Here is a 26,025-nt window from a genome sequence, read left to right as displayed (position 1 = left end):
TCCACACGTTGTGTACGAAACGGTTCGATCTGCCGCCGTCCCTGACGCGGCGCCTGTGGATATCCTGTGACGCTAGCAGCCGGTGCCGACCGGTCACAAGCGGATCCGGACATTTGTGGAGGCCGTTCGGCGTGTCGTGTGGACCCTGCCCCACACTCAGGATAAGACTTGCGGCTTTGGGTCGGTTTGACCACGTCAGGCCGCCCCCCGTACCGTTGAGGGGTCGTCTCGAACGACGTCTGCCGCGTGCCCATGAACAGTTCCGGTCGTGGGCGAGCGGTGGCCCCTCCCCGTTGGGTCACGATCCGTAAGAAGGACCTCCTGTGAGCAAGCGCACTTTCCAGCCGAACAACCGTCGCCGCGCCAAGAAGCACGGCTTCCGCCTCCGCATGCGTACGCGTGCCGGTCGCTCGATCCTCGCGGCCCGTCGCCGCAAGGGTCGCGACAAGCTCTCGGCCTGATTCATCGTGCTGGCGCGCGTGCACCGCATGCGCGACGGTGAGGAGTTCCGCCAGGCGATGCGCCGTGGTGGCAAGGGTGTTCAACCCGACCTCGTCGTTCACGTGGGTGGGCCTGTCGAACCGGCGGACGTCACGTCCGTCGGTTTCGTCGTGTCCAAGAAGGTGGGCCGTGCCCACGAGCGCAATCTCGTGAAGCGACGCCTGCGCCACCTCATGCGCGACCGGATCGACGCGGTTCCCGCGGGATCTCGGGTCGTCGTGCGTGCCCTCCCCGGTGCGGCCTCCCGCCCGGCCGCCGCGCTGGCACCGCAATTGGACCAAGCACTGCACACGGCCGTGTCGCGGGTGCGACGATGATGCGTTGGATCGTGGCGAGTCTGCTGCGGGCCTATCGCTTCGCCATCAGCCCGATGTACGGGCAGGTGTGCCGTTACTACCCGAGCTGTTCGGCATACGCCTTGGATGCGGTCGAGACGCATGGCGCCCTGCGGGGTTGCTGGCTCGCGATCCGTCGCCTCGGCCGGTGCCACCCCTGGGCCGCCGGCGGGTACGATCCCGTGCCGTCCGGCGCCCGTGAACGAGGAGAAGCATGTTCGACTTCCTAGGCAGCATCGGTGGCGCCATCATGACGCCGCTGTACTACTTCACGTCCGGCATCGTGCTCGCGTGGCACTGGCTGTTCGAGCAGATCGGCATGAACCCGGACGGCGGCTGGACGTGGGCCCTGTCGATCGTCGGCCTGACGCTGACGATCCGCGCCATGCTGATCCCGCTGTTCGTCAAGCAGATCAACTCCAGCCGGAACATGCAGTTGATCCAGCCGCAATTGCAGGAGTTGCGCAAGAAGTACGGCCACGATCGTGAGCGCTTCGCCCAGGAGCAGATGAAGCTGTTCCAGGAGACGGGCACCAACCCGTTCTCCTCCTGCCTGCCGCTGCTGCTGCAGATGCCGATCTTCTTCGCCCTCTTCCGCGTCATCGACCAGGCGTCCCGCAACGGCGCCGAAGGTGCACGCGGCTTCCTGTCCGGTGCGCAGGCCGAATCCCTGGCCAACGCCGAGTGGCTCGGCGGCCGCATCGCCGACACCTTCATGTCGAGCGAGCATCTCGAGACCAAGATCATCGCGATGACGATGGTCATCGCGATGTGCGCCACCCAGTTCTTCACGCAGAAGCAGCTGATGGCCAAGAACATGCCGGAGTCGGCGCTCAACGGCCCGTTCGCCCAGCAGCAGAAGATCCTCCTCTACGTGCTCCCGGTCGTCTTCGCCGTCTCGGGCGTGGCGTTCCCCCTCGGCGTGCTGGTCTACTGGACCACGTCGAACCTGTGGACCATGGGCCAGCAGTTCTGGGTCATCCGCAACAACCCCGCGCCCGGCACGCCGGCCTTCAAGGCCAAGCAGGAGCGCGACCAGGCCAAGGGCAAGACGGTTCAGCCCGATCCGGCGCTCCCCGTCGAGACCGAGACCGAGGCTCAGCGACTGAAGCGCCAGCAGCCGAAGAAGCAGACGCGCGACCAGCGCCGGAAGAGCGGCTCTCCCCAGCCGAAGCAAGCGAAGCCGAAGCCGAAGCCGAACAAGCCTGCCCAGGAGGATCCCGATGAGTGACAGCGATCTGGAACGCGAAGGCGACATCGCGGCCGACTTCCTCGAGGAGCTCCTCGACATCGCGGACCTCGACGGCGACATCGACATCGATGTTGACGGCGATCGCGCTGCGGTCGAGATCATCGGCGGCGATCTGCGTCACCTGGTCGGGCCGGACGGCGAGGTCCTCGAAGCACTCCAGGAGCTCACCCGGCTGGCGGTCTACCGCGAGACCGGTGACCGCAGCCGTCTGATGTTGGACGTCGACGGACACCGGGCCGCTCGCAAGGCCGCGCTCGTCGAGGTCGCTGCCGGAGCGATCGAGCAGGTCAAGGCGGACGGCGAGCCGCTCGCTCTCGATCCGATGTCGCCCTTCGAGCGCAAGGTCATCCATGACGCGGTCGCCGATGCGGGACTGCGCAGCGAGTCGGACGGCGCCGGCCCGAGCCGCCACGTCGTCGTGCTGCCGGCCGAGTGACTGTTTCACGTGAAACGGCAGCGTTCGGCGAGCGTCTTCCGCTCGCCGAACGCTATGCCGAGATCCTGGCCACGACCGGTGTCGAGCGCGGTCTGATCGGTCCCCGCGAAGTCGACCGACTGTGGGACCGCCATCTGCTCAACTGCGCCGCCCCGGTGGTCCGCGTTCCTGAGAACGCCACCGTCGCGGACGTCGGCGCCGGCGCTGGACTCCCCGGCCTGGTCTGGGCCATCGCGCGTCCTGATCTGCACGTCACCTTGATCGAGCCCCTCCTGCGTCGAGCGACCTTCCTTGAGGAAGCCTCCGCGGAGCTGGGCCTGGACAACGTGACGGTGCTGCGAGCGCGCGCCGAAGAGGTTTCCGAGAAGTACGACGTCGTCACCGCGCGTGCGGTGGCGGCCCTCGACAAGCTGGGACGCTGGTGCATGCCCTTGGTGAAGCCGGGCGGATTCCTGCTCGCGCTCAAGGGACGCAGTGCCGCAGAAGAGGTCGAATCCGCGCGCGCCACCCTCAAGCGTCTGAAGGCCGGCGATATCGTGGTGGCGACGTACGGGCAGGACTGGGGACTCGAGGTTCCCACGACTGTCGTCGAAGTCCAGCGCAGATGAGCATCCGTGGAACGGCCTGACGTTCCACGTGAAACATGACAGGGAGCCGTAGTGACGATTCCGACAGCCGCGGACTTTGCCGAGGAGCCGGTGGAGGCGTCCGCCTCCACCCCCCTCGCCGATCAAGCGAGCCAGCACGTCGAACTCATGGAGCGCCTTGCGCGCAGTGGCCGGTACGAGCGCCCGTCCCACACCCGGGTGTTCGTCGTGGCGAACCAGAAGGGTGGCGTCGGCAAGACGACCACCTCGGTGAACTTGGCAGCGGCGATGGCCGCGCGCGGGTTGTCCGTCCTGTTGATCGACCTGGACCCGCAGGGCAACGCCTCCACGGCAGCGGCGATCCCGCACGCCTCCGGAACACCGGGCACGTACGAGGTCCTGCTCGACGAACTGCCCATCGAGGACGCCGTACAGGCAAGTCCGGACATCCCGGCATTGCGCGTCGTTCCAGCCACGATCGACCTCGCGGGCGCCGAGATCGAGCTCGTCGGACTCGAGCAGCGCGAGCGTCGCCTGCGCACGGCCATCGACACGTACCTGGCCGGCCCGGGAGCGGACATCGACTACGTCTTCATCGACTGCCCGCCGTCGCTGGGACTGCTGACGATCAACGCGATGGTGGCAGCGCGCGAGGTGCTGATCCCGATTCAGTGTGAGTACTACGCCCTGGAAGGACTGAGCCAGTTGCTCGGCAACATCGGCCTGGTCCAGCAGCACCTCAACCAGGATCTCGACGTGTCGACGATCCTGCTGACCATGCACGACGCCCGGACCAACCTGAGTTCGAGCGTGGCGGCCGAGGTGCGCGGTCACTTCGGGGATCGGGTTCTCTCGACCGCAATTCCCCGCTCGGTGCGGATCAGCGAGGCGCCGGGCTACCAGCAGACGATCATCACGTACGATCCGAACTCGACGGGAGCGTTGTCCTACATGGAGGCGGCCCGTGAGATCACCCAACGCGGCGCGGCCCCGGCCGACCAAGGAGCATCGTCATGAGCACACCTCGCCCCGGCCTCGGCCGTGGACTCTCCGCCCTGATCCCCACCTCGCCGGCCCAGGCCAAGGAGTCGGGCCTCACCGAGGTCGCGGGTGCCCGACTGCGCGAGCTGCCGGTGGGCCAGATCTCGCCCAACCCGCGTCAGCCCCGCAAGGTCTTCGACGAGGAGGCGATGTCCGAGCTCGTCCACTCGATCAAGGAGATCGGACTGCTCCAGCCGATCGTCGTGCGATCGACCGGGCCGGATCGCTACGAGCTGATCATGGGGGAGCGGCGTTGGCGCGCCACCCAGAAGGCCGGCCTCGAGACGATCACCGCGGTCATCCGCGAGACGACGGACGAGGACCTGCTGCGTGACGCACTGCTGGAGAACCTGCACCGGTCGGAACTGAACCCGCTGGAAGAGGCAGCGGCGTACCAGCAGCTTCTGGAGGACTTCGGCTGCACGCAGGAGGAGCTCTCGGAGCGCATCGGGCGGTCCCGACCGCAGATCACCAACACGATCCGGTTGCTGAAGCTCCCTCCGGCGGTCCAGCGTCGCGTCGCGGCGGGCGTGCTGTCCGCCGGTCACGCACGGGCTCTGCTGGCGGTGCCGAACCCGGAATTGCAGGACAGATTGGCCTCGCGGGTCGTCGCTGAGGGGATCTCCGTGCGTCAGCTCGAGGAGATCGTCCGCTTCGGTGACGAGGACGCGACGCCTGCGGCACGCAAGCTGTCGACGCGTCCCACCTCGGCGAGGGTGGGCGAGTTGGCACACCGGCTCTCCGAGCGTTTCGACACGCGGGTCAAGGTCGACTTCGGCAAGTCCAAGGGCAAGATCGTCGTCGAGTTCGCGACGATCGGCGACCTGGAGCGCATCGTTGAACTGATGGACCCCGCCTCCGCCCAGAAAGTCGACTAATCGACTGAGCGACTTAACAACAAAGCCACTTGTCGATAAGTCGACAAGTGGCTTTGTTGATGACAGCAGGTGTCAGGCGACGAACTCCGAGATCTCGGTGAGGATCGCCGACTTGGGACGGACGCCCACGATGGAGCGGACGAGCTCGCCCTGGTAGTAGAGGTTGATCGTCGGCAGGCCGGTGACCCGGTACTGCGCCGGCGTGACGGGGTTGGCGTCGGCGTCCATCTTGACGACGGTCAGCGCGCCTTCCTTCTCGGCGGCGATCTCCTCGAGGATCGGGGCCAGCTGGCGGCACGGGCCGCACCAGGAGGCCCAGAAGTCGACGAGGACGGGCCCTTCGGCCTTCAGGACGGTGGACTCGAAGTCGGCGTCCGTGACGGCGGTGATCTCAGCCATGTTTCTCCTTGGGTGGGTGCGGATGGTCAGTCGGTCAGGGCGACCGCGGGCTCGGGGAACCCGGCGGCCTCGATGTCGGCGAGGAAACGCTCGGCGTCGAGGGCGGCCTGGCATCCGGTGCCGGCTGCGGTGATCGCCTGACGGTAGGTGTGGTCGACCAGGTCGCCGGCCGCGAAGACGCCGCGGAGGTTCGTGGCGGTCGAGCCCGGCTGCGTGAGGACGTAGCCCTCGTCGTCCAGGTCGACCTGACCCACGAGCAGCTCGGAGCGCGGGTCGTGGCCGATGGCGATGAACAGGCCGCTGATGTCGAGACGCCGGGTCTCGCCGGTCTCGGTGTCGCGCAAGGTGACGCCCTCGAGCATGCCGTCGCCGTGGATCTGGTCGACGGCGCTGTTCCACGCGAACTCGAGCTTGTCGTTGGCCAGGGCACGCTCGGCCATGATCTTGCTGGCGCGCAGCTCGTCGCGGCGGTGGATCAGCGTGACCTTGTCGGCGAAGCGCGTCAGGAACAGGGCCTCCTCGACGGCGGAGTCGCCACCGCCGACCACGGCGATGTCCTTGCCGCGGAAGAAGAAGCCGTCACACGTGGCGCACCAGCTGACGCCGTGGCCCGAGAGCGTGTCCTCACCCTCGATGCCGAGCTTGCGGTAGCCCGAACCCATGGCGAGGATCACCGCGTGGGCGCGGTACGTCGAGCCGTTGGCCAGCTGCACGGTCTTGATGTCGCCGGTCAGGTCGCACGACGTGACGTCGTCGGCCACGAGCTCGGCGCCGAAGCGCTCGGCCTGGGCGCGCAGGTTGTCCATCAGGGCCGGGCCCATGATGCCGTCGGGGAAGCCCGGGAAGTTCTCGACGTCGGTGGTGTTCATCAACGCGCCACCGGCGGTCACGGAACCCTCGAAGACGAGGGGGTTGAGATTGGCTCGCGCGGCATAGATGGCAGCCGTGTACCCGGAAGGGCCGGAGCCGATGATGATGAGACTACGGACGTCGTCGGTCATGGAGAAACGCTTTCGATCGGGTTCACGTGGTGCAACGGATTCTAGGTGCTGGATGTTCCCGCACGGCGGTGTCAGTCATCGGCCGCGCACGATCACGCTGCGGATCTCGCCGCGGAACTCCCCGGGCTCGACCTGCGGCAGCGAGCGCAGCCACACCACCACGAACCGGGTGCGGTCGTCGCGGGGCATCGCGATGGAGAGGTCCTCGGTGGCACCGTTGAGCGTGGAGACCTCACGCAGGTCGTCCAGGGAACGGGGCAGAGTGGTCATCGTCGCCGGCGCGGTCAGGATCGACAGGTCGGTCGGGCTGCCGCCCAGACGCAACCGCACCTGCTCGACCTGACGGACGGCGCCGAGGTCCAGGATGAGCCCGACCCCGTCCTTGAGGCCGCCCAGATCGGCCCGCCCGTAGTACGTGCTGGTGCGCCAGCCGGTGTTCGGGTCGTCGTCGATGGCGGCCCCGGTCTGGTCGGGACTCTCGGCACCGTCGCTGCCCTGGGGATCGAAGTCGACGACCCGCTCGACGGGCAGGACGCGCACCGGCGCATCCGGCGCGGACTGCGCATAGGGGTCGCCCTCGCGTCCGGACTCACGGCCCACGAGGAACGCCAGCACGCCGGACAGCACGATCGCGGTGACTAGGCCCAGCAGGATCAGGGCGCGATCACCGTGGGTCATCGCCTGCATGCGCGTGGCGAATCGCTCGCGACGCGTGGGCGGCTTCGGGGCGAAGGCCTTGGGCCGGCGCCGCGGCGGCTCGAGCCCAGGCGGCGGCCCGGACGGCTCGACGACGGGGTCCATCCGCAGCAGGTCGGGCGAGGTCACGTCGTACCCGAGCGGCTCGTCGAAGAGGTCCTCGTCGCCCTCCGCCGCCTGGTAGAGCACCCGGGCGATCTCGTCGGCGGTCGTCAGGGCGTCGTGCGGGTGGCGTGCGGGCTCGAGGATCCGGTCGCAGATGTCGTCGAGCTCACGCAGCACGCCGGCACGCACCTGACGCGGGCGCAGGAGGTGGCCGTGCACCGTGGGCGCGGCCCGCAGGCCGTCGACGTGGCCCCCGGGCCAGCGGCTGACCAGGCAGGCGTAGAGCAGTTTGCCCAGGGCGTTCACGTCCGCGGCGCGGTAGGCCTCCATGTCGTCGGCCGAGTCCTGATGCTCCACCGGAGCGAGCGCCGTGGCGACGCCGAGGCCGACGATGCGGACGGCGCCGGACTCCTTCAGCAGGACCTGGTGCGGCGTCAGCCGGCGGTGCACCAGCCCACGGTCGTGGGCGTGTGCGATCGACTCCGCGACCTCGGCGACGACCGTGGCGGCACGCCGGTTCGGCAGGGGCGACTGGGCCAGCACGCGGCTCAGCGGCATCGCCTTCGCCCACTCGCGAACGACGACGTGGACCCCGTCCTCGTCCTGCAGCAGGTCCAGCACACGCAGGAACCGGTGGTCCGTCACGCTGGTCGAGCGACGGGCCGCCTGCAGGAAGTTCTCGCCGCGCGGATCGTCGGCGGGCAGCATCTCGACGCGCACGTTGCGGTGCAGGATGCGGTCGACGGCGCGCCAGTTCGAGGCGCCGAGGCTCTCACTGACCAGATCGGCGAGCTCGTACCGCGAGGCGAGAACGTCGCCGGAGACGTGGGGCCTCCGGTCACTCATCGGTCCTCAGTCCTCCTCGGCACGCAACGGGCGGTGCTGCCCACCTCATCGTACGGGGGTCGTGTCGGCGCCGGGTCAGTTGCGCCGGAGCACACTGGTGACCACGTACCGCAGCTCCTCGACCCGCAGCAGTCGTGCCATGAGAACCGTGGTGGCCGCGCCGAGCAGGCCGACGACCACGAGCTCGCCCATCGCCGAGAGGGGCGAGAGCGCGCCGCTGTCGACGAAGTGGCCCCAGCCCCACCGGCCGGCCAGCATGACGGCGGCCGCGGCCGCGCACACGAGGGCCAGCCGCGCGACGAACCGGACCGTCTCGGGATCGGCGAGCGTGCCGATCCGCCGCGACAGGACCGTGGCGGAGATCGCCAGGCCGAGCGTGTAGGCCAGCCCGTAGGCCAGCGCAAGCCGCGTGGAGACCTCGATCGGGGCCGCTCCGGTGGTCAGCAGGACGGCCAGGACGATGTTGCCCGCGGCGATGGCGACCTGGATGAAGAACGGGGTGCGCGTGTCCTCGAGCGCGTAGAAGCCCCGCAGGACCACGTAGTGCAGGCTGAACATCACCAGCGCGAGCGCGAACGCCGAGATCGTCATGCCGATCGCGTCGGTGTTGGCGCGCGCCGCACCGAAGCCGGCCACGACGGAGGCCAGCGGCAGGCCCAGGCACGCGACGGCGACGGCGATCGGGGCGATGAGCATCAGGGCCAGGCGCAGCGTCCGGGTCAGCTCGAGGCGCATCCGGCCGAAGTCCCTCTCGGCGGCGCGCGCGGCGAGCGTGGGGATGATCGCGGTGGCCAGCGACACGGTGATGACCCCGTGCGGCACTTGGCTGATCAGGAAGCCGATGTCGTAGACGGCGAAGCCGGCGCTGTCGACGTTGCGCTGGCGCCCTTCGAGGTCGGCGCCGGAGGCCAGGCGCACGATCACGAAGTACGAGATCTGGTTGACGATGATGAACGCCAGCGTCCAGGCACCGAGTTTGAGGGTGTGGCTCAGGCCGACCCCGCGGAAGTCGAACCGCGGGCGGTACCGGAAGCCCACCTGGCGCAGGAACGGCACGAGGACCAGGGCCTGGACCGCGATGCCGAGGGTGGAGCCCAGGCCCAGCAGCCAGGCCTCGCCCGAGCTGAAGCCGTCGTCGGCACCCGGACGCGCGACACCGAAGACGACGGCGTACGACCCCAACACCCCCAGCGCCACCAGGTTGTTGATGATCGGCGCCCACATCATGGGGCCGAATCGCTGGCGCGAGTTGAGGATCTGCCCGACCAGGACGAACGCGCCGTAGAAGAACACCTGCGGCATGCACAGCACCATGAGCAGCTGCGCGGACTCGCGTTGGCGGGTGAGCCCTTCGGTGAACAGGTCGGCGTCGAAGAGCACCCGCACCAGCAGCGGTACGGCGAGCATCAGCGCGATCGTGGCCACGCCGAGGACGATGAGGCCCAGGGTGACGATCCGGTTCGCGTACGCCTCGCCACCGTCGGGGTCGTTCTTCATCGCGCGGACCAGTTGCGGGACCAGGACGACGTTGAAGATGCCGCCGGCCACCAGGATGTACAGCGCGTTCGGGATCGAGTTGGCGACGTTGAAGAGCGAGCCGTTCAGGGCGGTGCCGAGGACGGCCAGCAGCACGAGGGAGCGCAACAGCCCGGTCACGCGCGAGACGATCGTCCCCAGCGCCATCCACGCACTGGACCGCGCCAGGTTCGGATCACTCATCGTCGTCCTCGGGGGTCGCGGGGGTGTCGGCTGCCTCGCTGCGCCGACGACGACGGCCGAGGAAGCGCCGCGCCCACGTCGCCACGACGAGCAGGCCGGCGGCGGCCATCGCGGCCCACACGATGAGTCCGACGTTGCTCGACCGGATGTTGAAGTCGGCCGGGGTGCCGAAGGTGGCGCCCGAGTCGGTGGACAGGCGGGCGGTGACCGTGCTGGAGGTCTGGTCCTCCAGGTCCACCTCGACGGTGAAGGTGTGGCGCTCGCCGGCGTCGATCTCGACGGGCTCGACGTCGTCGAGGTCCAGCGCCGGGTTGTCCGCGGACAGGTCCAGGCCGACGAGCACCGGCTGCTTCGTCCCGTTGGAGATGGTCAGCGGGAAGCCGCCGCGGCTGCTCGAGAGTGTGATGGTGGACGGGCTGTCGATCGTGATGGCGTCGAGGGCGGACGTCAGCTTCGACGTCTCGCCGCGCACGGCACGGTCCAGCAGGGCCGGTTCGGACCGCCACCGCACCGACATCAGGCTCGCGATGTCGCGCGCCTGGTCCGAGCGCTGGGCGGGGACGGTGACCTCGTCGTAGCGGTCGGCGATGTCCGAGAGCGTCGCCAGGCGATCGAGCACGCTGGCGCTCAGCGACGTGGTGTCGACCTCCTCGGGGACGCGGCCCGAGTACGAGGTCGGCGCGGTGCGCAGCAGGTCGGTGGCCGTCACGGGGCGCGTCAGTCCACCGCTGCCCCGCTGCGTGACGGCCTGGCCGATGACCGCGCCGCCGCCCGCGCCGGGGTTCCAGCTGGGGTCGACGATGGTCAGCGCGTCGGCCCGGGACGCCGCGTCGCTCTCGCGCGAGAGCGTGCCCAGGGCCGCGTGCGCCAGGACGCGCTGGCGCAGGGTCACGGGGGTCTCGGCGCCCGGGATGTCGGGGAGGGTGCCGTTGACCAGCAGCGGCAAGGGGCCGTTGAGCGTCTCGAGCTTGACCACCGAACCGAGGCGCGGCTCCCAGTCGGGCACGCTCTCGCGGGACACGAGGACCGGGCCGTCTCCGCGACTGCGGATGTCCTCGAGCATCTCCAGTGTCGTGCCCGAGATCGTCGGCCACGAGGCCCGCGAGCCGGTCAGTGCGTAGTCGACCAGCGACTGCGACGTCGCCTCGTCGACCCGCTTCCACAGCGTCTCGGCGTTCTCGGGGTAGCGGCTCAGGGCCAGCTCGTCGGGGCGGGCGTAGCCCACGATCCAGGTGGTGGAGTCCAGCGCCAGCTCACGCAGGTCGGAGATCCACGCCTTCACGGCGGCGCCGCGCGACTCGGGGATGTCCACACCCTCGGGCAGGTTCTGGGGGCGGGTGACCCGGTTCAGCTCATCGAGCAGTGAGGGATCCAGCACGATCGTGCGGCCCTCGCGGGGGGTCGCCCGGGCGGCGTCGAGGTAGTGACGCAGCTGGCCGGACTCGGCCGAGATCGCGATCTGCTCGAGGTCGGTCTCGGCGGGCCGCCAGGTCGGGGTGAACGGCCACACGAGTCCGGCCGGCACGGGCTGGGCGGGATCGGGGACCCACGGCAGGAAGGTCGTCGCGCGCGAGACCGCGTCATTGGACCGCTGGCCCGCCGCGTCCGTGGCCAGGATCTGGACGCCGACCGGGTACACGCCACCCGGGCCGGCCAGGCCCAGCCGGGACACGGGGACCTTGATCTCGAAGCGCTTCCACGCGCCCGGTGCGAGGTCGCCGACCTCGGCGAACGTGCCGGCCTCGACGACGCGCTCGCCGGTGTACGAACGGCCGTCCTCGATCGCGGTCTCGATCTGCTCACGCGATTCGAAGGGACTGCGCGGGATCACCAGGTACGCCTGCACCGAGGTCCAGGGCGTGGAGCCGGTGTTGCGGACGATGCCGCTCATCTGGATCGTGGCGTCCGCGGACAGCCGTGAGGGGCTCAGTCCGTCGATGCGGACGGACAGCGATCCGGCGTCGTCTGCGGTCGCCGTGGAGGTCGGGGCACCCACGAGCAGCGACACCGCGACCACGACGGCAGTGAGCCACGCGCGGATCGACACCACGTCATCGTAGTGGGCGCGGTCGCGGAACCGGGCCCGACGACTCAGCGGGCGGCCCACCAGGACCGCAGCGCCTCGATCGCCTGCTCCTCGGGCAGCGGTCCGCGGTCCATCCGCAGGTCCAGCAGGAAGCGGTACGCCTCGCCCACCTCGCGGCCCGGTCCGATGCCCAGGACCTCCATGATCCGGTTGCCGTCGAGGTCGGGCCGGATGGACTGCAGCTCCTCCTGGGCGGCGAGCTGGGAGATGCGGGTCTCGAGATCGTCGTAGGTGCGCTGCAGCCGCAGCGCCTTGCGCTGGTTGCGCGTGGTGCTGTCGGCGCGGGTCAGGATGTGCAGACGCTCGAGCTGGTCGCCGGCGTCGCGCACGTAGCGGCGCACCGCCGAGTCGGTCCACTCGCCGGTGCCGTAGCCGTGGAACCGCAGGTGGAGCTCGACCAGCGTCGCGACGTCGTCGGTGATGTCGTTGGGGTACCGCAACGCCCGCATCCGCTTGCGCACCAGCTTCGCACCGACGACGTCGTGGTGGTGGAACGTGACGGTGCCGTCGTCCTGGAAGCGCCGGGTGCGGGGCTTGCCGATGTCGTGCAGGAGGGCCGCCAGCCGGATCGTCAGGTCGGGGCGCTCGTCGAGGCGGTGCTCGAGGTCGATCGCCTGCTCGAGCACGGTCAGCGAGTGCTCGTAGACGTCCTTGTGACGGTGGTGCTCGTCGCGCTCGAGTTGCAGGGCCGGCAGCTCGGGCAGCACCCGCTCGGCCAGGCCGGTGTCGACCAGGACGCGCAGGCCGTCGACCGGGTGGTCCGAGAGCAGCAGCTTGTTCAGCTCGTCGCGCACGCGCTCGGCCGAGACGATCTCGATGCGGTCGGCCATCGCCGTCATCGCCTCGGCGACATCGGGCGCCGTGATGAAGCCGAGCTGGCCCACGAACCGGGCGGCGCGCATCATCCGCAGCGGGTCGTCCCCGAACGAGATGGCAGGGCCGATCGGGGTGCGGATCGTGCGGTCGGCGAGGTCGTCGATGCCGCCGTGGACGTCGACGAACTCCAGGTCCGGCAGCCGCACGGCCATCGCGTTGACGGTGAAGTCGCGCCGAGCGAGGTCGTCGTTCAGGTTGTCGCCGAAGGCGACGACCGGCTTGCGGGAGTCGGGGTCGTACTCATCGGCGCGGTAGGTGGTGATCTCGAGCGTCTCGTGGCCCTTGCGCAGCGCGATGGTGCCGAAGTCGCGTCCCACGTCCCACGTGGCTTCGGCCCAGCCCTTGACCGCCTGCTCGATCTGGTCGGGCGTGGCCGAGGTGGTGAAGTCCAGGTCGGTGACCCGGCGGCCCAGCAGCGCGTCGCGCACGGGCCCGCCGACGAGGGCGATCTCGTGTCCGGCCTCGGCGAAACGGGCACCCAGCTCGGTCAGCACCGGGTGGGTGCGGCGCAACTCGTCGAGTCGCGCTCTCTCGTGCGGGGTCAGTTCGGCCACAAGGGTCGAGTCTATCGGGCACCGCGACGACGCCGGTCGCGCGCGGCGAGCCTCGCGAGGAGAATCCCCGGCGCCAAACCCTCGACCCGCGCCGTCCCCGCCTCGATGATGGAGCTGCGCCCCGATCCGGCACCGGCGCGAGGAGGGTCTGATGGGCAACATGGCCGTGCCGCCCCGGGCGGACGTCGTGGTCGTCGGTGGCGGCGTCATGGGACTGAGCACGGCCTTCCACCTGGCGGCCGCCGGCGTCGAGCGCGTCGTTCTGGTCGAGCGGGACGCGCTGGGCGCGGGGTCGACCTGCAAGGCGGCCGGAGGCGTGCGGGCCCTGTTCTCCGACGAGATCAACATCCGGCTCGGCCAACGCGGTCTCGAGACCTTCGAGCGCTTCGGCGCCGACTTCGACCAGGAGATCGACCTGCACCAGGTCGGCTACCTGTTGCTCGCCCAGGACACCGCGACGATGGAGGCGTTCGAGCGCAACGCCGAGCTCATGACGGCTCTGGGACTTCAGGCCCGCCTCGTGGACGTCGCCGAAGCGGCACGACTCTCGCCGCTGATCAGCACGGAGGGACTCGTCGGCGGCCTGCTCTCGCCCCGCGACGGCCACTGCACCCCGGAGTCCGTCGTCCAGGGTTACGCCCGGGCGGCCCGGCGCGCCGGCGCCACCGTCCACACCGGGACGCGCGTCACCGGGATCGAGGTCGAGGACGGCGCCGTCACTGCGGTGCAGACCTCACGAGGCACCATCACCACCGACACGGTCGTGTGCGCGGCCGGCGCCTGGTCGCGCGAGGTCGGGACGTGGGTCGGCGAGGACCTGCCCATCGAGCCCTTGCGCCGCCAGATCGTCGTCACCGAGCCGGTGCCCGAGGCGCGAGCGGACACGCCGTTCACGATCGACTTCGCCACGGGCTTCTACTTCCACGCCGAGGGGCCGGGGCTGCTGATGGGCGCGCCGGAGTCGACGGACTCCTGGAGCTTCGACCTGAGCCGGGACCCGGCGTGGCTGGACGACCTCGCCACCTGCATGCAGCGGCGTGTGCCGTCGCTCGCCGACGTCGGGATCCGGACCGGCTGGGCGGGGCTGTACGAGATGACGCCCGACCACAACGCGGTGATCGGCCGGTCCGAGACGGTCGACGGCTTCCTCTATGCCGCGGGATTCTCGGGGCACGGCTTCCTCATGGGTCCGGCGGTGGGCGAGGTCATGCGCGACCTGTACCTCGGCAAGCGACCGTTCGTCGACGTTGCGCCGTTGCACGCCTCCCGCTTCGCGGCCGATGCCGGCCGACCCGAGCTCAACATCATCTGACGGCCCTCGTTCGGTGGCGCCGACGGATCCGGCGTTCGTAGGCTGGCGACATGGAGAACTGAGATCCCGCCACGCCCACCCGCGACCCGGAGATCTCTCATGTCCTGCTCCCTCACTGTCTCCCATGCCTCGTTCGTGCTGCCCGAGGGCCGCACGCTGCTCGAGGACCTCACGTTCTCGCTCGGTCCCGGCCGCCACGGCGTGGTCGGCGACAACGGCAGCGGCAAGTCCACGCTGCTGCGTCTCCTGACGGGCGCGCTGCCGCCCACGACCGGCACCGTCCAGGTGCACGGACGGCTCGCGCACCTGCAGCAGACCCGCGCTCCCGGCGCTGCCACGGTCGCCGACGTCCTGGGCGTCACGCCGGCGTTGGCCGCGCTGGGCCGGATCGAGGCGGGCTCGGTCGATCCTGCCGACTACGAGCTGATCGGCGACGACTGGGACCTGCCCGACCGCGTCGAGCGCTGGCTGGAGCGGGTGGGCCTCGCGGGCCTGGAGACCACCCGTCCGATCGAGGCGGTCTCGGGCGGCGAGGCGACGCTGTTGCGCCTGGCCGGGCTGATGCTCGCCGATCCGGAGGTCCTCCTGCTCGACGAGCCCACGAACGACCTCGACCGGCCGGCGCGGCACCGCCTGGAGCAGATCGTGGACGACTTCACGGGCGTGCTGGTCGTCGTCAGCCACGACCGCGGGCTGCTCGAGCACATGCAGCACATCGGCGAGGTCCGCGGCAGGCAGGTGCGCTGGTTCGGAGGTCCGTTCAGTGCGTGGGCGCGGTCCGTCGAGCTCGAGCAGGACGCGGCCCACCGCGCCGTGTCGGCGGCGCGGGCCGACGTGAGACGTCAGCGCCAGGACCTCGTCGACCAGCAGACCAAGCAGGCCCACCGGGACCGGCAGGGGCGGGCGAACGCCGGCAGCCTGCCCAAGATCGTGGCCGGCGCGTACCAGCGCCGGGCCGAGGTCAGCGCCGGACGCCTGCGGGGGATGCACGAGGACCGCCTGGCCGCCTCGCGCTCCGCACTGGAGTCGGCGCAGGATCGGGTGCGCGACGACCGGCGCATCCGGGTCGACCTGTCCGACACGCGAGTACCGGCCCGGCGCGAGGTGCTGCGCGCGGTCGGCGTGATCCCCGCCCACGGGACCGACCGGCCGTTCGACCTCGACCTGCGTGGACCCGAGCGGATCGCGCTGGTCGGGCGCAACGGCGCCGGCAAGTCGTCGCTGCTGCGCGCCCTGCTCGGCCTGCAGGCCCCGCGGGCGGGCCGCGTCGAGGTGCACGTGCCGTGGCGGTACCTGCCGCAGGGCGTGGACCTGCTCGACCCCGGACTCTCGGTGCTCGAGAACGTCCGGCGGGCGGCACCCGGTGCCGACCCCGCGCGGGTGCGCGCGCAGCTGGCCCGGTTCCTGTTCCGTGGCGGATCGGTGGACCAGGTCACGGGGACGTTGTCGGGCGGCGAGCGCTGGCGGGCGACCTTGGCCAGCCTGCTGCTGGCCACGCCTGCGCCGCAGCTGCTGGTGCTGGACGAGCCGACCAACGACCTCGACCTGGCCAGCATCGCCCACCTCGCGGAGGCGCTGGAGTCCTATCGAGGCGCCCTGCTGGTGGTCAGTCACGACGAGTCGTTCCTGGCCGACCTCGATCTCGACCGCACCCTCACCGTGCCGTGACGGTCCCGGGCACGCGAAAAGGGGCCGGCCCCAGCGGGCCGGCCCCCCTCAGCTGTGCGTCAGCCCTGCAGGGCGAAGCAGGGCTCGGTGTAGTCGTAGCCCTCGGCCGTCGGTCCGGCCGCCATCTCCTTGGTGATCGAGACGCCGGTGGGCGCCTTCGGGTCGACCTTGGAGATGACGCTCTGGCGCCACGCCACCTCGTTCGGCTCGCCGTTCTTGTTGAACGACTCGTCGGGCAGCATGCCCTCGTAGTCGACGCTCTCGAGCTCGGACGCCGCCTTGACGACGTTCTCGCGCGTGACGCCGCCGTCCATGTCGGCCGCCGACTTCAGTGCCGCCAGCAGCGGGTACTCCCACACCCAACCGGCGGTGTAGCCGTCGCTGGGCGACTCGACGTCGGCCAGCGCCTTGCGCATGGCGTCGTGACCGGGCGAGTCGGTGCCCCACGGGCCCCACGGGCCGGCCTGGAAGTACATGGCCTGGAGCGCCGGAGCGGCCTCGGTCTTCAGCAGCGCCGGGTTCCACGTCGGGCTGGAGCCGACGACGGTGCCCTTCCAGCCCTGGGCGGCCGCGCCACCGAGGATCGTGGCCATCTCGGCCGGACCGGTCGTGATGTAGAGCAGGTCGGGCTTCTGCTTCAGCACCGCCGCGACCGCGCCGGCCTGGTTGTCCTGACCGGTGGCGGTCTCGACGGACGCGAAGTCGAGGTTGTTCGCCTTGGCGGCGGCCTCGACACCCGCGGCCGCGTCTCCGCCGTAGTCGTTCGGGTAGTGGATCGCCAGGACCTTCTGCTTGACGCCGCGCTCCTGCACCGCCCAGTCGACGCCGTTCATGGCCTCGAAGCAGTAGCTGGCACCGGACTGCATGATCTGGTCCTCGAAGTCCCAGGCCGAGTTCCACGACGCCGGAACGCCGATGACGTTGTCGGCCTTCATGTCCTCCAGGATCGCCAGGGTCTGCGAGGAGCCGAGCGTCTGGCCGAGCGCCAGGATGTCGTTGCGCATCTCCTGGTACTTCTTGTTGTGGATCTCGGGGTTGTACTCGGCATCGGCGATGTACTTCTCGATGTTGACGTCGTAGCCGCCCACGCCGCCGTCCTCGTTGACCTTGTTCCAGAACGCCTTCTGAGCCTCGGTGATCGGCACCGCGAGCGGCGCGAACGGGCCCTTGGTCAGGTCGGAGATCACGCCGAGGTAGATGCAGCCGTTGTCCTTGTTCACCGCGTCGGGACACGCCTCCTCGGTGATGCCCGGTCCGGCACTGCTCTCTTCGTCACCGCCGCTGCGGCAGCCCGTCAGTACGAGGGCCGCCACCGCCGCACCGGCGACCACGCGGGTCAGCCTTCGGTGTTGCTTCATCTTCATTTCCTCCTGGGGGGTGGTTCGACGATGCGGTCGCACCGTCAGCGGCCTCGCGGCCGGGGTCTAGTAGGAGAAGGGCCAGCCCTTCCAGTAGTTCCGGATCCGGGTCCAGATCCCGAACAGTCCTCGTGGCTCGAAGATCAGGAAGCCCATGATCAGCAGGCCGTAGAGGATCGCCTCGAGCTGGAACACGGTCAGCAGACCTTCGGGCACGTAGTGCGCGATGAACTGGCTGATCCGCGGCAACAGCGCGATGAACAGGGCGCCCATGATCGATCCGCTGATCGTGGCCACGCCGCCGATCAGCACCATCGCGAGGTACTGGATCGACAGCAGCAGGCTGAACGCGCCGGGCTCGAAGACGCCGATCACGGCGTAGTAGAGGGCGCCGGTGACGCCGGCGAAGAACGAGGACATCGCGAACGCCATGACCTTGTACTTGGTCAGGTCGACGCCGATGACCGCCGCGGCGACGTCGCGGTCGCGCACGGCCCCGAACGCCCGGCCCACGCCGGAGCGGGCGATGTTGCGGCCCAGGATCGCGAAGACGATGAGGAAGGCCAGCGCCAGGAAGAACTGCGCCTGGCCGCGGGTCAGGCCCGAGATGGGCTCCATCGAGGCGAAGTCGATGCCGAACAGCTCGAGCTCGGCGCCGCGGCGACCCACGCCGGGACCGCCGGTGATGGTGCGGGCCTCGCGGAAGATGTGGTCGCCCAGGAACACCAGGCCCAGGGTGACGATGGCGAGGTAGAGCCCGCGCAGCCGCACGGCCAGCGGGCCCACGATCAGACCGGCGACGGCCGCGACGACGCCGGCGGCCGGCAGCCAGATCCACATCGGCAGCCCGTAGCCGAGCATCGCGCCGTCGGGATCGCCGCCGAGGACGGCGCCGGTGTAGGCGCCCACGCCGATGAAGAAGGCGTGGCCCAGCGAGACCTGTCCGGCGTAGCCGGTGACGAGGTTGAGGCCGATGGCGCCGACGGCCGAGATCATGCCGAGCGCCAGCACCTGCAGCAGGTCGTCGGTGAGCAGGAACGGCACGACGAACGAGGCGATCACCAGGGCGACCACACCGCGGCGCTTGGCTCCGGTGTTGGCCAGCGTCAGGTCCTGGTCGTAGCTCGTGCGCAGCAGCGGGCGACCGCGGACGCCGGTCGACTTCCTGCCTCGGGTGGAGGGCGTGGTGCGCAGCAGGGTCGTCATACCCGCTCCACCTCCTTCGTGCCGAAGAGTCCATAGGGTTTGACCAGCAACACCAGGAACATCAGGGCGTAGGGCGCGACCAGGGCGAAGTTGTTGCCCAGCCAGGGGGCGACGTCCGGCTGGAAGACCGCGGTGATCGACTCGACGAGCCCGACCGCGAGGCCCCCGATCACGGCACCGGGGATGCTGTCGAGGCCGCCGATGATGATCGCCGGCAGCGCCTTGAGCGCGATGATCCAGGTGTTCTGCTCCATGCCGGCGCCCGTGGCGGCCACGAACGTGCCGGCGATGGCAGCCAGCCCGCCCGCGATGGCCCAGGCCAGCGCGAACATCGTGCCGACCCGGATGCCCTGGGCCAGCGCCGTCTCCTGGTTCAGCGCGGTGGCCCGCATCGCCAGACCGGTCTTGGCGTACCGGAAGAACAGGGCCAGCGCGGCCACGGTCACCGCGGTGACGACGATGAGGCCCAGGCGCTGCTGGGAGATCGACAGGCCCCAGAACTCGAGGCGCTGGCTGCCGCTGGGGTAGGGCACCGAGCGCGGGTCCGGGCCCATGTACCGGTTCGCGAGGATGCGCAGCACGATGTCGACGCCGATCGTGATGATCGCCAACGTGAACACCGGCTTGCCCACCATCGGCCGCAGCGCCAGGCGCTCGACGAGCATGCCCAGCAGTGCACCGAGCAGGACCGCGACGATCAGGGCGGGCCAGAAGGACATGCCCCACTCGCTCGTGGCGTGGTAGGCGAACAGGCCGCCACAGACCATCAGCGCCGGCTGGGCGAAGCTGATCACGTGCGTGGCCTTGTAGATCATCACGTAGCCCAGGGCCAGCAGGGCGTAGATCGATCCCTGGGCGAACCCGTTGAGGACGGACTGCAGGAACGTGGTCATGCCGACACCTCTTTGCTGGAGGCGACCCGGTCCGCGTCGGAGTAAAGGCCTTCGATCGCCTCGGCGAACCGCTCGCTGATCGCGGAGCGCTTGATCTTCTGCGTGGCCGTCAGCTCGCCCTGCTCGTGGTCGAGCTCCTTGGGCAGCATCGCGAAGCGCTTGATCGTCTCGACGCTGGCGAACTTGCGGTTCGTCTCGTCGACGATCGACTGCACCAGGGCGATGACCTCGGTCTTCTCGGACAGGTCGCGGTAGGTCGTGAACCCGAGCTTGCGCTCCTGGGCCCAGTTGCCGACCGTGTCGAGCTCGATCCCGATCAGGGCCGTCAGGTACTTGCGACGGTCGCCGATCACGATCGCCTCCTTGATGTAGGGGGACGCCTTGAGGCTGTTCTCGATCTCGCTGGGGCTGATGTTCTTGCCGCCTGCGGTGATGATGATGTCCTTGATCCGGTCCGTGATCTTGATGTGCGTGCCGTCGACCCACTCACCGACGTCGCCGGTGTGCAGCCAGCCGTCGGGGTCGATCGTGCGAGCCGTCGCCTCGGGGTTGTTCCAGTAGCCGACGAACGTGCCGCGGTGGCGGGTGAGGATCTCGCCGGTCTCGGCGTCGATCCGGACCTCGGTGCCGATCTGGGGCTCGCCGACCGTGCCGACCCGCACCCGCCCGGCCATGTTCGCCGTGGCGATCGCGGAGTTCTCGGTCATGCCGTAGACCTCATGCATGCGCACACCGATGCCCATGAAGAACTCGAGCACCTCCGGTGCGATCGGCGCCGCGCCCGAGGCGGCGTAGCGAACCTTCGCCAGGCCGAGCCGCTCGCGCAGCGGCCGGTAGAGGCACACCCAGCCCAGGGCGTAGACCGCACGCGTGGCGGGAGTGTGGTTGCCCTGGTTGGCCACGAGCGTCTGGCCGATCCACGCAGCGCGCTTCATCCAGAAGTCGAAGTTCTTGCGCTTGAACCAGGAGGCGCCGCTCATGCGGATGTGGACGCCGGCGGCGATCTTCTCCCAGATGCGGGGCACGCCGAACAACAGCGTCGGCTGCACCTCGCGCAGCGCCTGCTGCACGGTCTCGATCGACTCGGCGAAGTTGACCTGCGAGCCGACGGCGGCGTTGAACCACGTCGTGAAGACGCGCTCGGCCACATGGCACAGCGGCAGGTACGACACGACGAGGTCGCGGTCACCGGCCGGCGGGTCCACGAAGGCGCCGCCGCTCTGCAGCGTCTCGATGACGAACTCGATGTTCGAGATCGACAGCATCGCGCCCTTGGGCGGACCGGTCGTGCCGGACGTGTAGACCAAGGTGGCCAGGTCGTCGGGCTGAACCGCCTCGAGCCGCTCGGTGACGGCGTCGGGGTGATCCGTGCGGTGCTGCTCGCCCAGCGCGATGAAGTCGTCCCAGGCCATCAGTCGCGGGTCGTCGTACCGGCCGCGGATGCCGCGGGGGTCGATGTAGACGACGGTGCGCAGGTCGGGCAATTCGTCGGCGATCTCGAGGTACTTGTCGACCTGCTCCTGGTCCTCGGCGATGAGGACGCACGACCCGGAGTCGCGCAGCACGTGCAGCACCTCGGGGGCCGGGTTGGTCGGGTAGAGGCCGACGGTCCCGGCGCGCACGGCGGTGATGCCGATGTCGGAGTACAGCCATTCGCAGCGGTTCTCGCTGTGCACGGCGACCCGGTCGCCGGGCTCCACACCGAGCGCCAGCAGGGCGTGGCCGACGAGTGCGGCCCGTTCCCAGTAGTCGGCCCAGGTGACCTCTTCCCAGAGGCCGAGGTTCTTCTCTCGCATGGCCACCCGGTCGGGAGCGTCCTGAGCGCGCTGGCGGATGCGCAGCGGAAGGCTGTTCGTCGCGGTCGTCATGCCAGTTCCCCCTGCACCTCGGCGAGCGTGGCTTCGTCGACGGGTCCGAGGTAGGCCCGGATCACGTCGGGGTGGGACTGGACCTCGTGCGGCGTCCCGGTGGCGACGGGCTTGCCGAAGTCCATCGCCATCACGCGGTCGGCCAGGTCCATCACGAGTCCCATGTCGTGTTCGACGAGGATCATCGGGATCCGCAGCTCGTTGCGGATGTCGAGGATGAACCGGGCCATGTCCTCGGTCTCCTCGCCGTTCATGCCGGCGACCGGCTCGTCGAGCAGCAGCAGCTTCGGCTCCATCGCCAGGGCGCGGCCCAGCTCGATGCGCTTCTGGATTCCGTACGGGAGCATGCCCACGGGCAGCTGGCGGTAGCCCTCGATCTCGAGAAAGTCGATGATCTCCTCGACGCGCCGGCGGTTGGCGACCTCGGCGCGCTTGGCCTTGCCGAACCACGCCACCGCGGCGGCCCAGCCGTAGCCCAGGTGGGCGTGCCGGCCGAGCATGAGGTTGTCGACGACGTCGAGGTTCTCGAACAGCTCGATGTTCTGGAACGTGCGGGCCATGCCGAGATTGGCGATCTGGTGCGGCCGCATGCCGCGGATGTCCGTGCCGGCGAACTCGACCGACCCCTGCTGGGGGCGGTAGACGCCCGACAGGACGTTGAAGATGGACGTCTTGCCGGCACCGTTCGGGCCGATGACGGCGAAGAGCTCGTTGTCGAAGACGTCGAAGTCGACGCCCTGGAGGGCCTTGACCCCCGAGAACGCGAGCTCGACTCCTCGCACGCTGACGACTGGTTCGGACACAGGACCCTCCGGGGCGGGGTGGTGTGGGTGGGCGACGGGGGAAGCGGTCACGAAAGCCAGCGCTTCCGTCGCTTGTAGTGCTTGATGTCGCGGTAGCTGGTGGCCAGGTCACCACGGCCCAGGTAGAAGTCCCGGATGTCCTCGTCGTCGAGCAGCTCGGCGGCGGGACGGTCCATCACGATCTTCCCGTGCTCCATGACGTAGCCGTGTTGGGCGATCGAGAGCGCCATCGTGGCGTTCTGCTCGACCAGCAGCACGGTCGTCCCGCGCTCGTTGATCTGGACGATGATGTCCTTGATCTGCCCGACGATCCGCGGGGCCAGGCCCAGGCTGGGCTCGTCGAGCAGCAGGATCTCGGGCTGGGCGACCAGGGCGCGGCCCATGGCGAGCATCTGCTGCTCGCCGCCGGAGAGGTAGCCGGCGGTGTTCTTGCGGCGTTCCTTCAGCACGGGGAAGAGCTCGTAGACCTCCTCGATCCCCTCGGCGAGACCGCCGCGGCGGGTGTGGCCACCGACGCGCAGGTTCTCCTCGACGGTGAACTCGCTGAACACCCGTCGGCCCTCGAGCACCTGGCCCAGGCCCGCAGCCACGATCTTGGGCGCGTCGTATCCCTGGATGGGCGTGTCGCGCAGGCGCACCTCACCCTTGGTGATCGCGCCGTCGTGGATGTCGAGCAGGCCCGAGAGCGCTCGCAGCAACGTCGTCTTGCCGGCGCCGTTGGCACCCAGGAGAGCCACGATCTGGCCCTCCGGCACCGTCAGGCTCACGCCGCGCAGGACCAGGATGACGTCGTTGTAGACGACTTCCAGGTTCTTGACCGTCAGCAACCTTCACTCCCTCTGATCGACAGCAGCCCCTCGTGCGAAGGTGACGACATCCTCACATACCTTGTGAGGCAAGTCACTACCTATCTACACTCGGTGTGTCGAAAGTTGGAGCCGACCTCCTCTCGGCCACGATGGAGCGGTGGGAGCGATGGAGTACCGACAGACCGACGGGCGCATGCAGCGCAGCGAGCGCACGCGTGCGTCGATCGTGCAGGCGCACGCCGAGCTCCTGCGCGAGGGCGTTCTCAAGCCCACGGCCGCGCTGATCGCCGAGCGGGCGGGCGTGTCGCGCCGGACCCTGTGGTCGAACTTCCGCGACATGGAGAGCCTGCTGGGCGCCACCGTCGAGTACTGGTTCCGCACCGACGACGAGCTGCGCACCGAGATCGAGCCCGGGGCGCCGCTGGAGGACCGCATCGTGCGGTTCTGCGCCGAGCGCGAGCGCCGACTGGTCAACATCGCGCCGGCCGCCCGCGCGGCAGTGCTCGGCGAGCCCGACTACGAGGCGTTGCGCGCGAGCCGCCACGGGCACATCGCCCGGGTGCGCTCGGATGTGCAGAAGACCTTCGCACCCGAGCTGGCGGCCTCGACCGCGCCCGAGGTGCTGATCGACTCGCTCACCGCCGCCACCAGCTGGAACTGCTGGTCACTGATGTTCGACGACCACGGCTATCCCGCCGAGCGGTGCCGCCACATCATGGAGACGACGGTGCGGGCCCTGCTGGAGGGCTGAGCCCGCGCGTCCTCAGCCGCGCGCGCCGAGGGCCGCGGCGCCGATGATCCCGGCGTTGTTGCGGTGCTCGGCCGGCACGATGGGGGTGCGCAGGTCCAGCAGCGGCAGGAACTTCTCGCTGTTCTTGCTGACGCCGCCGCCCACCACGAACAGGTCGGGCGACAGGATCCGCTCGAGGTGGCTGAAGTACACCTGCAGCCGCTCGGCCCACTCCTGCCACGACAGGTCCTCGCGCTCGCGGGCGCTCGTGGCGCACCACTTCTCGGCGTTGGGGTGACCGGCGACCTCGAGGTGGCCGAACTCCGTGTTCGGGACGAGGGTGCCGCCGCTGATCAGCGCCGAGCCGATCCCGGTGCCGAGGGTGATCACGCAGACCAGACCTTCCTCCTCGCGCGCCGCCCCGTGGTCGTTCTCGGCGACGCCCGCGGCGTCGGCGTCGTTCACGACGTGGACCTCACGACCCAGGACCTCGGTGAAGAGCGCGTCGACGTCGGTGTCGATCCAGGACTCGTCGATGTTGGCCGCCGACCGGGCGACGCCGCGCTGCACGACCGCCGGGATGGCGACGCCGATCCGGGGCACCTCCTCGGTGTCGGGAAAGTGCGCCACGATCTGCGCAGCCACCTCCGCGACGGCCCGCGGGGTCGCCGGCTGAGGAGTGGGGATGCGGAAACGGTCGCCCACGAGCCTGCCCGCGTCGAGATCGACCGGCGCGCCCTTCGTGCCGGTCCCGCCGATGTCGATGCCGAAGCCCATGACCATGGCAGCACCCTATCCGCGTCGGTGGCCCCGGGCGTGGTGGTCGGTGCCGTCCATCCGGCCCACCCGGTGTCGTGACGCGTGCGGTCGTACGCTGTGCGCATGGCTGGAGGACTTGTCGCACTGCTCGACGACGTGGCGGCACTGGCGCGGATCGCGGCTGCGTCGATCGACGATGTCGCGGCAGGCGCCGGCAAGGCGAGCATCAAGGCCGCCGGCGTCGTGGTCGACGACGCGGCGGTCACGCCCCGCTACGTCCACGGCGTCGATCCGAAGCGCGAGCTGAGCATCATCGCGCGGATCGCGAAGGGCTCGCTGCGCAACAAGCTGCTGTTCATCCTGCCCGCGCTGCTGGTGCTGAGCCAGTTCCTGCCGTGGGTGCTGACGCCGGTGCTGATGCTCGGTGGCGCCTATCTGTGCTTCGAGGGCGCCGAGAAGATCTGGCACGTGCTGCACCCGCACCACGAGAAGGTCGAGGAGCCGGCGAGCGCGCAGGGCCCCGAGGCCGAGGACCAGGTCGTCAAGAGCGCGATCACGACCGACTTCATCCTCTCGACCGAGATCATGGTGATCTCGCTCAACGAGGTCGCCGACGAGTCGTTCTGGTCGCGGGCGATCATCCTGGCCGTCGTCGCGCTGGGCATCACGGCGCTCGTCTACGGCGTCGTCGCGCTGATCGTGCGGATGGACGACGTCGGCGTGGGCCTGGCCCAGCGCACGTCCACCTTGGCCCAGCGCACCGGCAAGCTGTTGGTGAAGGCGATGCCCAAGGTGCTGTCGGCCCTGTCGGTCATCGGCATCGCGGCGATGCTCTGGGTCGGCGGGCACATCCTGCTGGTCGGCACCGACGACCTCGGCTGGCACTGGCTCTACGGCAAGGTGCACGACCTCGAGCACTGGATCGCCGACGTCATGCCCGTCGCCGACGGCGCCTTCGAGTGGGTCGGCAACACCGCCGCCTCCGCTGTGCTGGGCCTCGTGGTCGGCGCCGTCGTCGTGGCTCTGGTCACCGGCGTCAAGCGCCTCCGCCGCCACTGACCCGACCCCGCCCCGAGATTTGCTCCCAATTCCCCCTTTGAGAGGGATTCAAAGGGAGAAATCAGAGCAGATCTCGTGACGGGACGGGGACACAACGTCACCGGGGTCCATCCGCGTCGGCGTCGGCGTCGGCGGCCTCGGTCAACCTCCGCATCGGTAAACGCAGAAGCCCGCCGGCCGAGCTGGTCCCTCCTGGTTCAGGACGTGCGCGACGCCCACGCGCCGCTACACAATCGTGCAGCAGGACT

Annotated in this window: 25 protein-coding genes; 12 read left to right on the top strand and 13 right to left on the bottom strand. The window is 69.7% G+C overall.

Annotated features, from left to right (window positions below):
- Positions 1-323 precede the first annotated feature (323 nt).
- From rpmH to H9L21_RS15285, 8 genes are read left to right on the top strand one after another with little or no spacing between them, the layout of a single operon-like run.
- Positions 324-461, top strand: a complete 138-nt coding sequence (gene rpmH, locus H9L21_RS15320) for a 50S ribosomal protein L34 (protein ID WP_187411626.1) — start codon at positions 324-326, stop codon at positions 459-461.
- A gap of 18 nt (positions 462-479) precedes the next feature.
- A complete protein-coding gene (gene rnpA, locus H9L21_RS15315; protein ID WP_255467099.1) occupies positions 480-818 on the top strand; it encodes a ribonuclease P protein component in 339 nt (112 codons plus the stop codon).
- Positions 815-1,066, top strand: a complete 252-nt coding sequence (yidD, locus tag H9L21_RS15310; protein WP_308209240.1) for a membrane protein insertion efficiency factor YidD — start codon at positions 815-817, stop codon at positions 1,064-1,066. Before rnpA ends, yidD begins: the two co-directional genes overlap by 4 nt.
- Positions 1,051-2,067, top strand: a complete 1,017-nt coding sequence (yidC, locus tag H9L21_RS15305; RefSeq protein WP_154597278.1) for a membrane protein insertase YidC — start codon at positions 1,051-1,053, stop codon at positions 2,065-2,067. The genes yidD and yidC overlap by 16 nt, the downstream gene beginning before the upstream one ends.
- Positions 2,060-2,524 carry a Jag family protein gene (locus H9L21_RS15300; RefSeq protein WP_154597279.1) on the top strand — a complete coding sequence of 155 codons (465 nt, stop codon included), beginning with the start codon at positions 2,060-2,062 and terminating at the stop codon, positions 2,522-2,524. The genes yidC and H9L21_RS15300 overlap by 8 nt, the downstream gene beginning before the upstream one ends.
- Positions 2,521-3,132: a 16S rRNA (guanine(527)-N(7))-methyltransferase RsmG gene (gene rsmG / locus H9L21_RS15295; RefSeq protein WP_187411624.1), complete on the top strand. Its 612-nt coding sequence runs from the start codon at positions 2,521-2,523 to the stop codon at positions 3,130-3,132. Before H9L21_RS15300 ends, rsmG begins: the two co-directional genes overlap by 4 nt.
- Positions 3,133-3,183: 51 nt before the next feature.
- Complete coding sequence (locus H9L21_RS15290; RefSeq protein ID WP_373681482.1) at positions 3,184-4,128, top strand: ParA family protein; 945 nt, start codon at positions 3,184-3,186, stop codon at positions 4,126-4,128.
- Positions 4,125-5,030: a ParB/RepB/Spo0J family partition protein gene (locus tag H9L21_RS15285; protein WP_154597280.1), complete on the top strand. Its 906-nt coding sequence runs from the start codon at positions 4,125-4,127 to the stop codon at positions 5,028-5,030. Before H9L21_RS15290 ends, H9L21_RS15285 begins: the two co-directional genes overlap by 4 nt.
- 72 nt (positions 5,031-5,102) lie before the next feature.
- On the opposite strand, the gene trxA is transcribed toward H9L21_RS15285, so the two are convergent.
- The 6 genes from trxA to H9L21_RS15255 form a co-directional block, all read right to left on the bottom strand.
- On the bottom strand, positions 5,103-5,429 hold the full coding sequence (trxA, locus tag H9L21_RS15280; RefSeq protein WP_154597281.1) for a thioredoxin: 327 nt from the start codon (positions 5,427-5,429) through the stop codon (positions 5,103-5,105).
- 26 nt (positions 5,430-5,455) lie between these two features.
- Positions 5,456-6,430, bottom strand: coding sequence for a thioredoxin-disulfide reductase (gene trxB / locus H9L21_RS15275; RefSeq protein ID WP_154597282.1), 975 nt, complete (start codon positions 6,428-6,430; stop codon positions 5,456-5,458).
- A 75-nt stretch (positions 6,431-6,505) separates the two neighbouring features.
- Positions 6,506-8,077: a protein kinase family protein gene (locus H9L21_RS15270; RefSeq protein WP_154597283.1), complete on the bottom strand. Its 1,572-nt coding sequence runs from the start codon at positions 8,075-8,077 to the stop codon at positions 6,506-6,508.
- Positions 8,078-8,152: 75 nt separating this feature from the next.
- Complete coding sequence (gene murJ / locus H9L21_RS15265) at positions 8,153-9,796, bottom strand: murein biosynthesis integral membrane protein MurJ (RefSeq protein WP_154597284.1); 1,644 nt, start codon at positions 9,794-9,796, stop codon at positions 8,153-8,155.
- Complete coding sequence (locus H9L21_RS15260) at positions 9,789-11,843, bottom strand: DUF6049 family protein (protein WP_154597285.1); 2,055 nt, start codon at positions 11,841-11,843, stop codon at positions 9,789-9,791. The genes murJ and H9L21_RS15260 overlap by 8 nt, the downstream gene beginning before the upstream one ends.
- Positions 11,844-11,887: 44 nt before the next feature.
- Positions 11,888-13,312, bottom strand: a complete 1,425-nt coding sequence (locus H9L21_RS15255) for a CCA tRNA nucleotidyltransferase (RefSeq protein ID WP_255467098.1) — start codon at positions 13,310-13,312, stop codon at positions 11,888-11,890.
- 151 nt (positions 13,313-13,463) lie between these two features.
- Between H9L21_RS15255 and H9L21_RS15250 the strand changes: the two genes are divergently transcribed.
- Both H9L21_RS15250 and H9L21_RS15245 read left to right on the top strand, forming a co-directional pair.
- Positions 13,464-14,624 carry an NAD(P)/FAD-dependent oxidoreductase gene (locus tag H9L21_RS15250; RefSeq protein WP_230081691.1) on the top strand — a complete coding sequence of 387 codons (1,161 nt, stop codon included), beginning with the start codon at positions 13,464-13,466 and terminating at the stop codon, positions 14,622-14,624.
- A gap of 99 nt (positions 14,625-14,723) precedes the next feature.
- Positions 14,724-16,292, top strand: a complete 1,569-nt coding sequence (locus H9L21_RS15245) for an ABC-F family ATP-binding cassette domain-containing protein (RefSeq protein WP_154597286.1) — start codon at positions 14,724-14,726, stop codon at positions 16,290-16,292.
- 59 nt (positions 16,293-16,351) lie between these two features.
- Here H9L21_RS15245 and H9L21_RS15240 read toward each other — a convergent pair whose 3' ends face one another.
- The 6 genes from H9L21_RS15240 to H9L21_RS15215 form a co-directional block, all read right to left on the bottom strand.
- A complete protein-coding gene (locus tag H9L21_RS15240; protein WP_230081692.1) occupies positions 16,352-17,650 on the bottom strand; it encodes an ABC transporter substrate-binding protein in 1,299 nt (432 codons plus the stop codon).
- Between the two features lie 66 nt (positions 17,651-17,716).
- Complete coding sequence (locus tag H9L21_RS15235; RefSeq protein WP_154597288.1) at positions 17,717-18,856, bottom strand: branched-chain amino acid ABC transporter permease; 1,140 nt, start codon at positions 18,854-18,856, stop codon at positions 17,717-17,719.
- Positions 18,853-19,749 (bottom strand): branched-chain amino acid ABC transporter permease, encoded by an 897-nt coding sequence (locus tag H9L21_RS15230; RefSeq protein ID WP_154597289.1) that lies wholly within the window; start codon positions 19,747-19,749, stop codon positions 18,853-18,855. Before H9L21_RS15230 ends, H9L21_RS15235 begins: the two co-directional genes overlap by 4 nt.
- A complete protein-coding gene (locus H9L21_RS15225) occupies positions 19,746-21,617 on the bottom strand; it encodes an AMP-dependent synthetase/ligase (RefSeq protein ID WP_154597290.1) in 1,872 nt (623 codons plus the stop codon). Before H9L21_RS15225 ends, H9L21_RS15230 begins: the two co-directional genes overlap by 4 nt.
- Positions 21,614-22,420, bottom strand: coding sequence for an ABC transporter ATP-binding protein (locus H9L21_RS15220; protein WP_187411623.1), 807 nt, complete (start codon positions 22,418-22,420; stop codon positions 21,614-21,616). Before H9L21_RS15220 ends, H9L21_RS15225 begins: the two co-directional genes overlap by 4 nt.
- Positions 22,421-22,467: 47 nt before the next feature.
- Complete coding sequence (locus H9L21_RS15215; RefSeq protein WP_154597292.1) at positions 22,468-23,247, bottom strand: ABC transporter ATP-binding protein; 780 nt, start codon at positions 23,245-23,247, stop codon at positions 22,468-22,470.
- Positions 23,248-23,395: 148 nt separating this feature from the next.
- On the opposite strand from H9L21_RS15215, the gene H9L21_RS15210 reads away from it, so the two are divergent.
- Positions 23,396-23,980, top strand: a complete 585-nt coding sequence (locus H9L21_RS15210) for a TetR/AcrR family transcriptional regulator (RefSeq protein WP_154597293.1) — start codon at positions 23,396-23,398, stop codon at positions 23,978-23,980.
- Positions 23,981-23,992: 12 nt separating this feature from the next.
- Here H9L21_RS15210 and ppgK read toward each other — a convergent pair whose 3' ends face one another.
- Positions 23,993-24,742 carry a polyphosphate--glucose phosphotransferase gene (gene ppgK, locus H9L21_RS15205; RefSeq protein WP_154597294.1) on the bottom strand — a complete coding sequence of 250 codons (750 nt, stop codon included), beginning with the start codon at positions 24,740-24,742 and terminating at the stop codon, positions 23,993-23,995.
- A gap of 99 nt (positions 24,743-24,841) precedes the next feature.
- Between ppgK and H9L21_RS15200 the strand changes: the two genes are divergently transcribed.
- Entirely contained in the window at positions 24,842-25,777 is a 936-nt protein-coding gene (locus tag H9L21_RS15200; RefSeq protein ID WP_154597295.1) for a DUF808 domain-containing protein, read from the top strand.
- Positions 25,778-26,025: the final 248 nt, after the last annotated feature.

It is taken from the genome of Aeromicrobium senzhongii, assembly GCF_014334735.1.
Classification (GTDB): Bacteria; Actinomycetota; Actinomycetes; order Propionibacteriales; family Nocardioidaceae; genus Aeromicrobium; species Aeromicrobium senzhongii.
Note: the sequence above shows the minus strand (reverse complement) of the source record. Positions and strands in the feature narration are given on the sequence as shown.

Excerpts from the sequence above, each read along its gene's own strand:
- yidD (WP_308209240.1), top strand. The coding sequence starts at position 815 with ATGATGCGTTGGATCGTGGCGAGTCTGCTGCGGGCCTATCGCTTCGCC.
- yidC (WP_154597278.1), top strand. The coding sequence starts at position 1,051 with ATGTTCGACTTCCTAGGCAGCATCGGTGGCGCCATCATGACGCCGCTG.
- H9L21_RS15300 (WP_154597279.1), top strand. The coding sequence starts at position 2,060 with ATGAGTGACAGCGATCTGGAACGCGAAGGCGACATCGCGGCCGACTTC.
- H9L21_RS15285 (WP_154597280.1), top strand. The coding sequence starts at position 4,125 with ATGAGCACACCTCGCCCCGGCCTCGGCCGTGGACTCTCCGCCCTGATC.
- trxA (WP_154597281.1), bottom strand. The coding sequence starts at position 5,429 with ATGGCTGAGATCACCGCCGTCACGGACGCCGACTTCGAGTCCACCGTC.
- trxB (WP_154597282.1), bottom strand. The coding sequence starts at position 6,430 with ATGACCGACGACGTCCGTAGTCTCATCATCATCGGCTCCGGCCCTTCC.
- H9L21_RS15270 (WP_154597283.1), bottom strand. The coding sequence starts at position 8,077 with ATGAGTGACCGGAGGCCCCACGTCTCCGGCGACGTTCTCGCCTCGCGG.
- murJ (WP_154597284.1), bottom strand. The coding sequence starts at position 9,796 with ATGAGTGATCCGAACCTGGCGCGGTCCAGTGCGTGGATGGCGCTGGGG.
- H9L21_RS15250 (WP_230081691.1), top strand. The coding sequence starts at position 13,464 with ATGGGCAACATGGCCGTGCCGCCCCGGGCGGACGTCGTGGTCGTCGGT.
- H9L21_RS15245 (WP_154597286.1), top strand. The coding sequence starts at position 14,724 with ATGTCCTGCTCCCTCACTGTCTCCCATGCCTCGTTCGTGCTGCCCGAG.
- H9L21_RS15240 (WP_230081692.1), bottom strand. The coding sequence starts at position 17,650 with ATGAAGCAACACCGAAGGCTGACCCGCGTGGTCGCCGGTGCGGCGGTG.
- H9L21_RS15235 (WP_154597288.1), bottom strand. The coding sequence starts at position 18,856 with ATGACGACCCTGCTGCGCACCACGCCCTCCACCCGAGGCAGGAAGTCG.
- H9L21_RS15230 (WP_154597289.1), bottom strand. The coding sequence starts at position 19,749 with ATGACCACGTTCCTGCAGTCCGTCCTCAACGGGTTCGCCCAGGGATCG.
- H9L21_RS15225 (WP_154597290.1), bottom strand. The coding sequence starts at position 21,617 with ATGACGACCGCGACGAACAGCCTTCCGCTGCGCATCCGCCAGCGCGCT.
- H9L21_RS15210 (WP_154597293.1), top strand. The coding sequence starts at position 23,396 with ATGGAGTACCGACAGACCGACGGGCGCATGCAGCGCAGCGAGCGCACG.
- ppgK (WP_154597294.1), bottom strand. The coding sequence starts at position 24,742 with ATGGTCATGGGCTTCGGCATCGACATCGGCGGGACCGGCACGAAGGGC.
- H9L21_RS15200 (WP_154597295.1), top strand. The coding sequence starts at position 24,842 with ATGGCTGGAGGACTTGTCGCACTGCTCGACGACGTGGCGGCACTGGCG.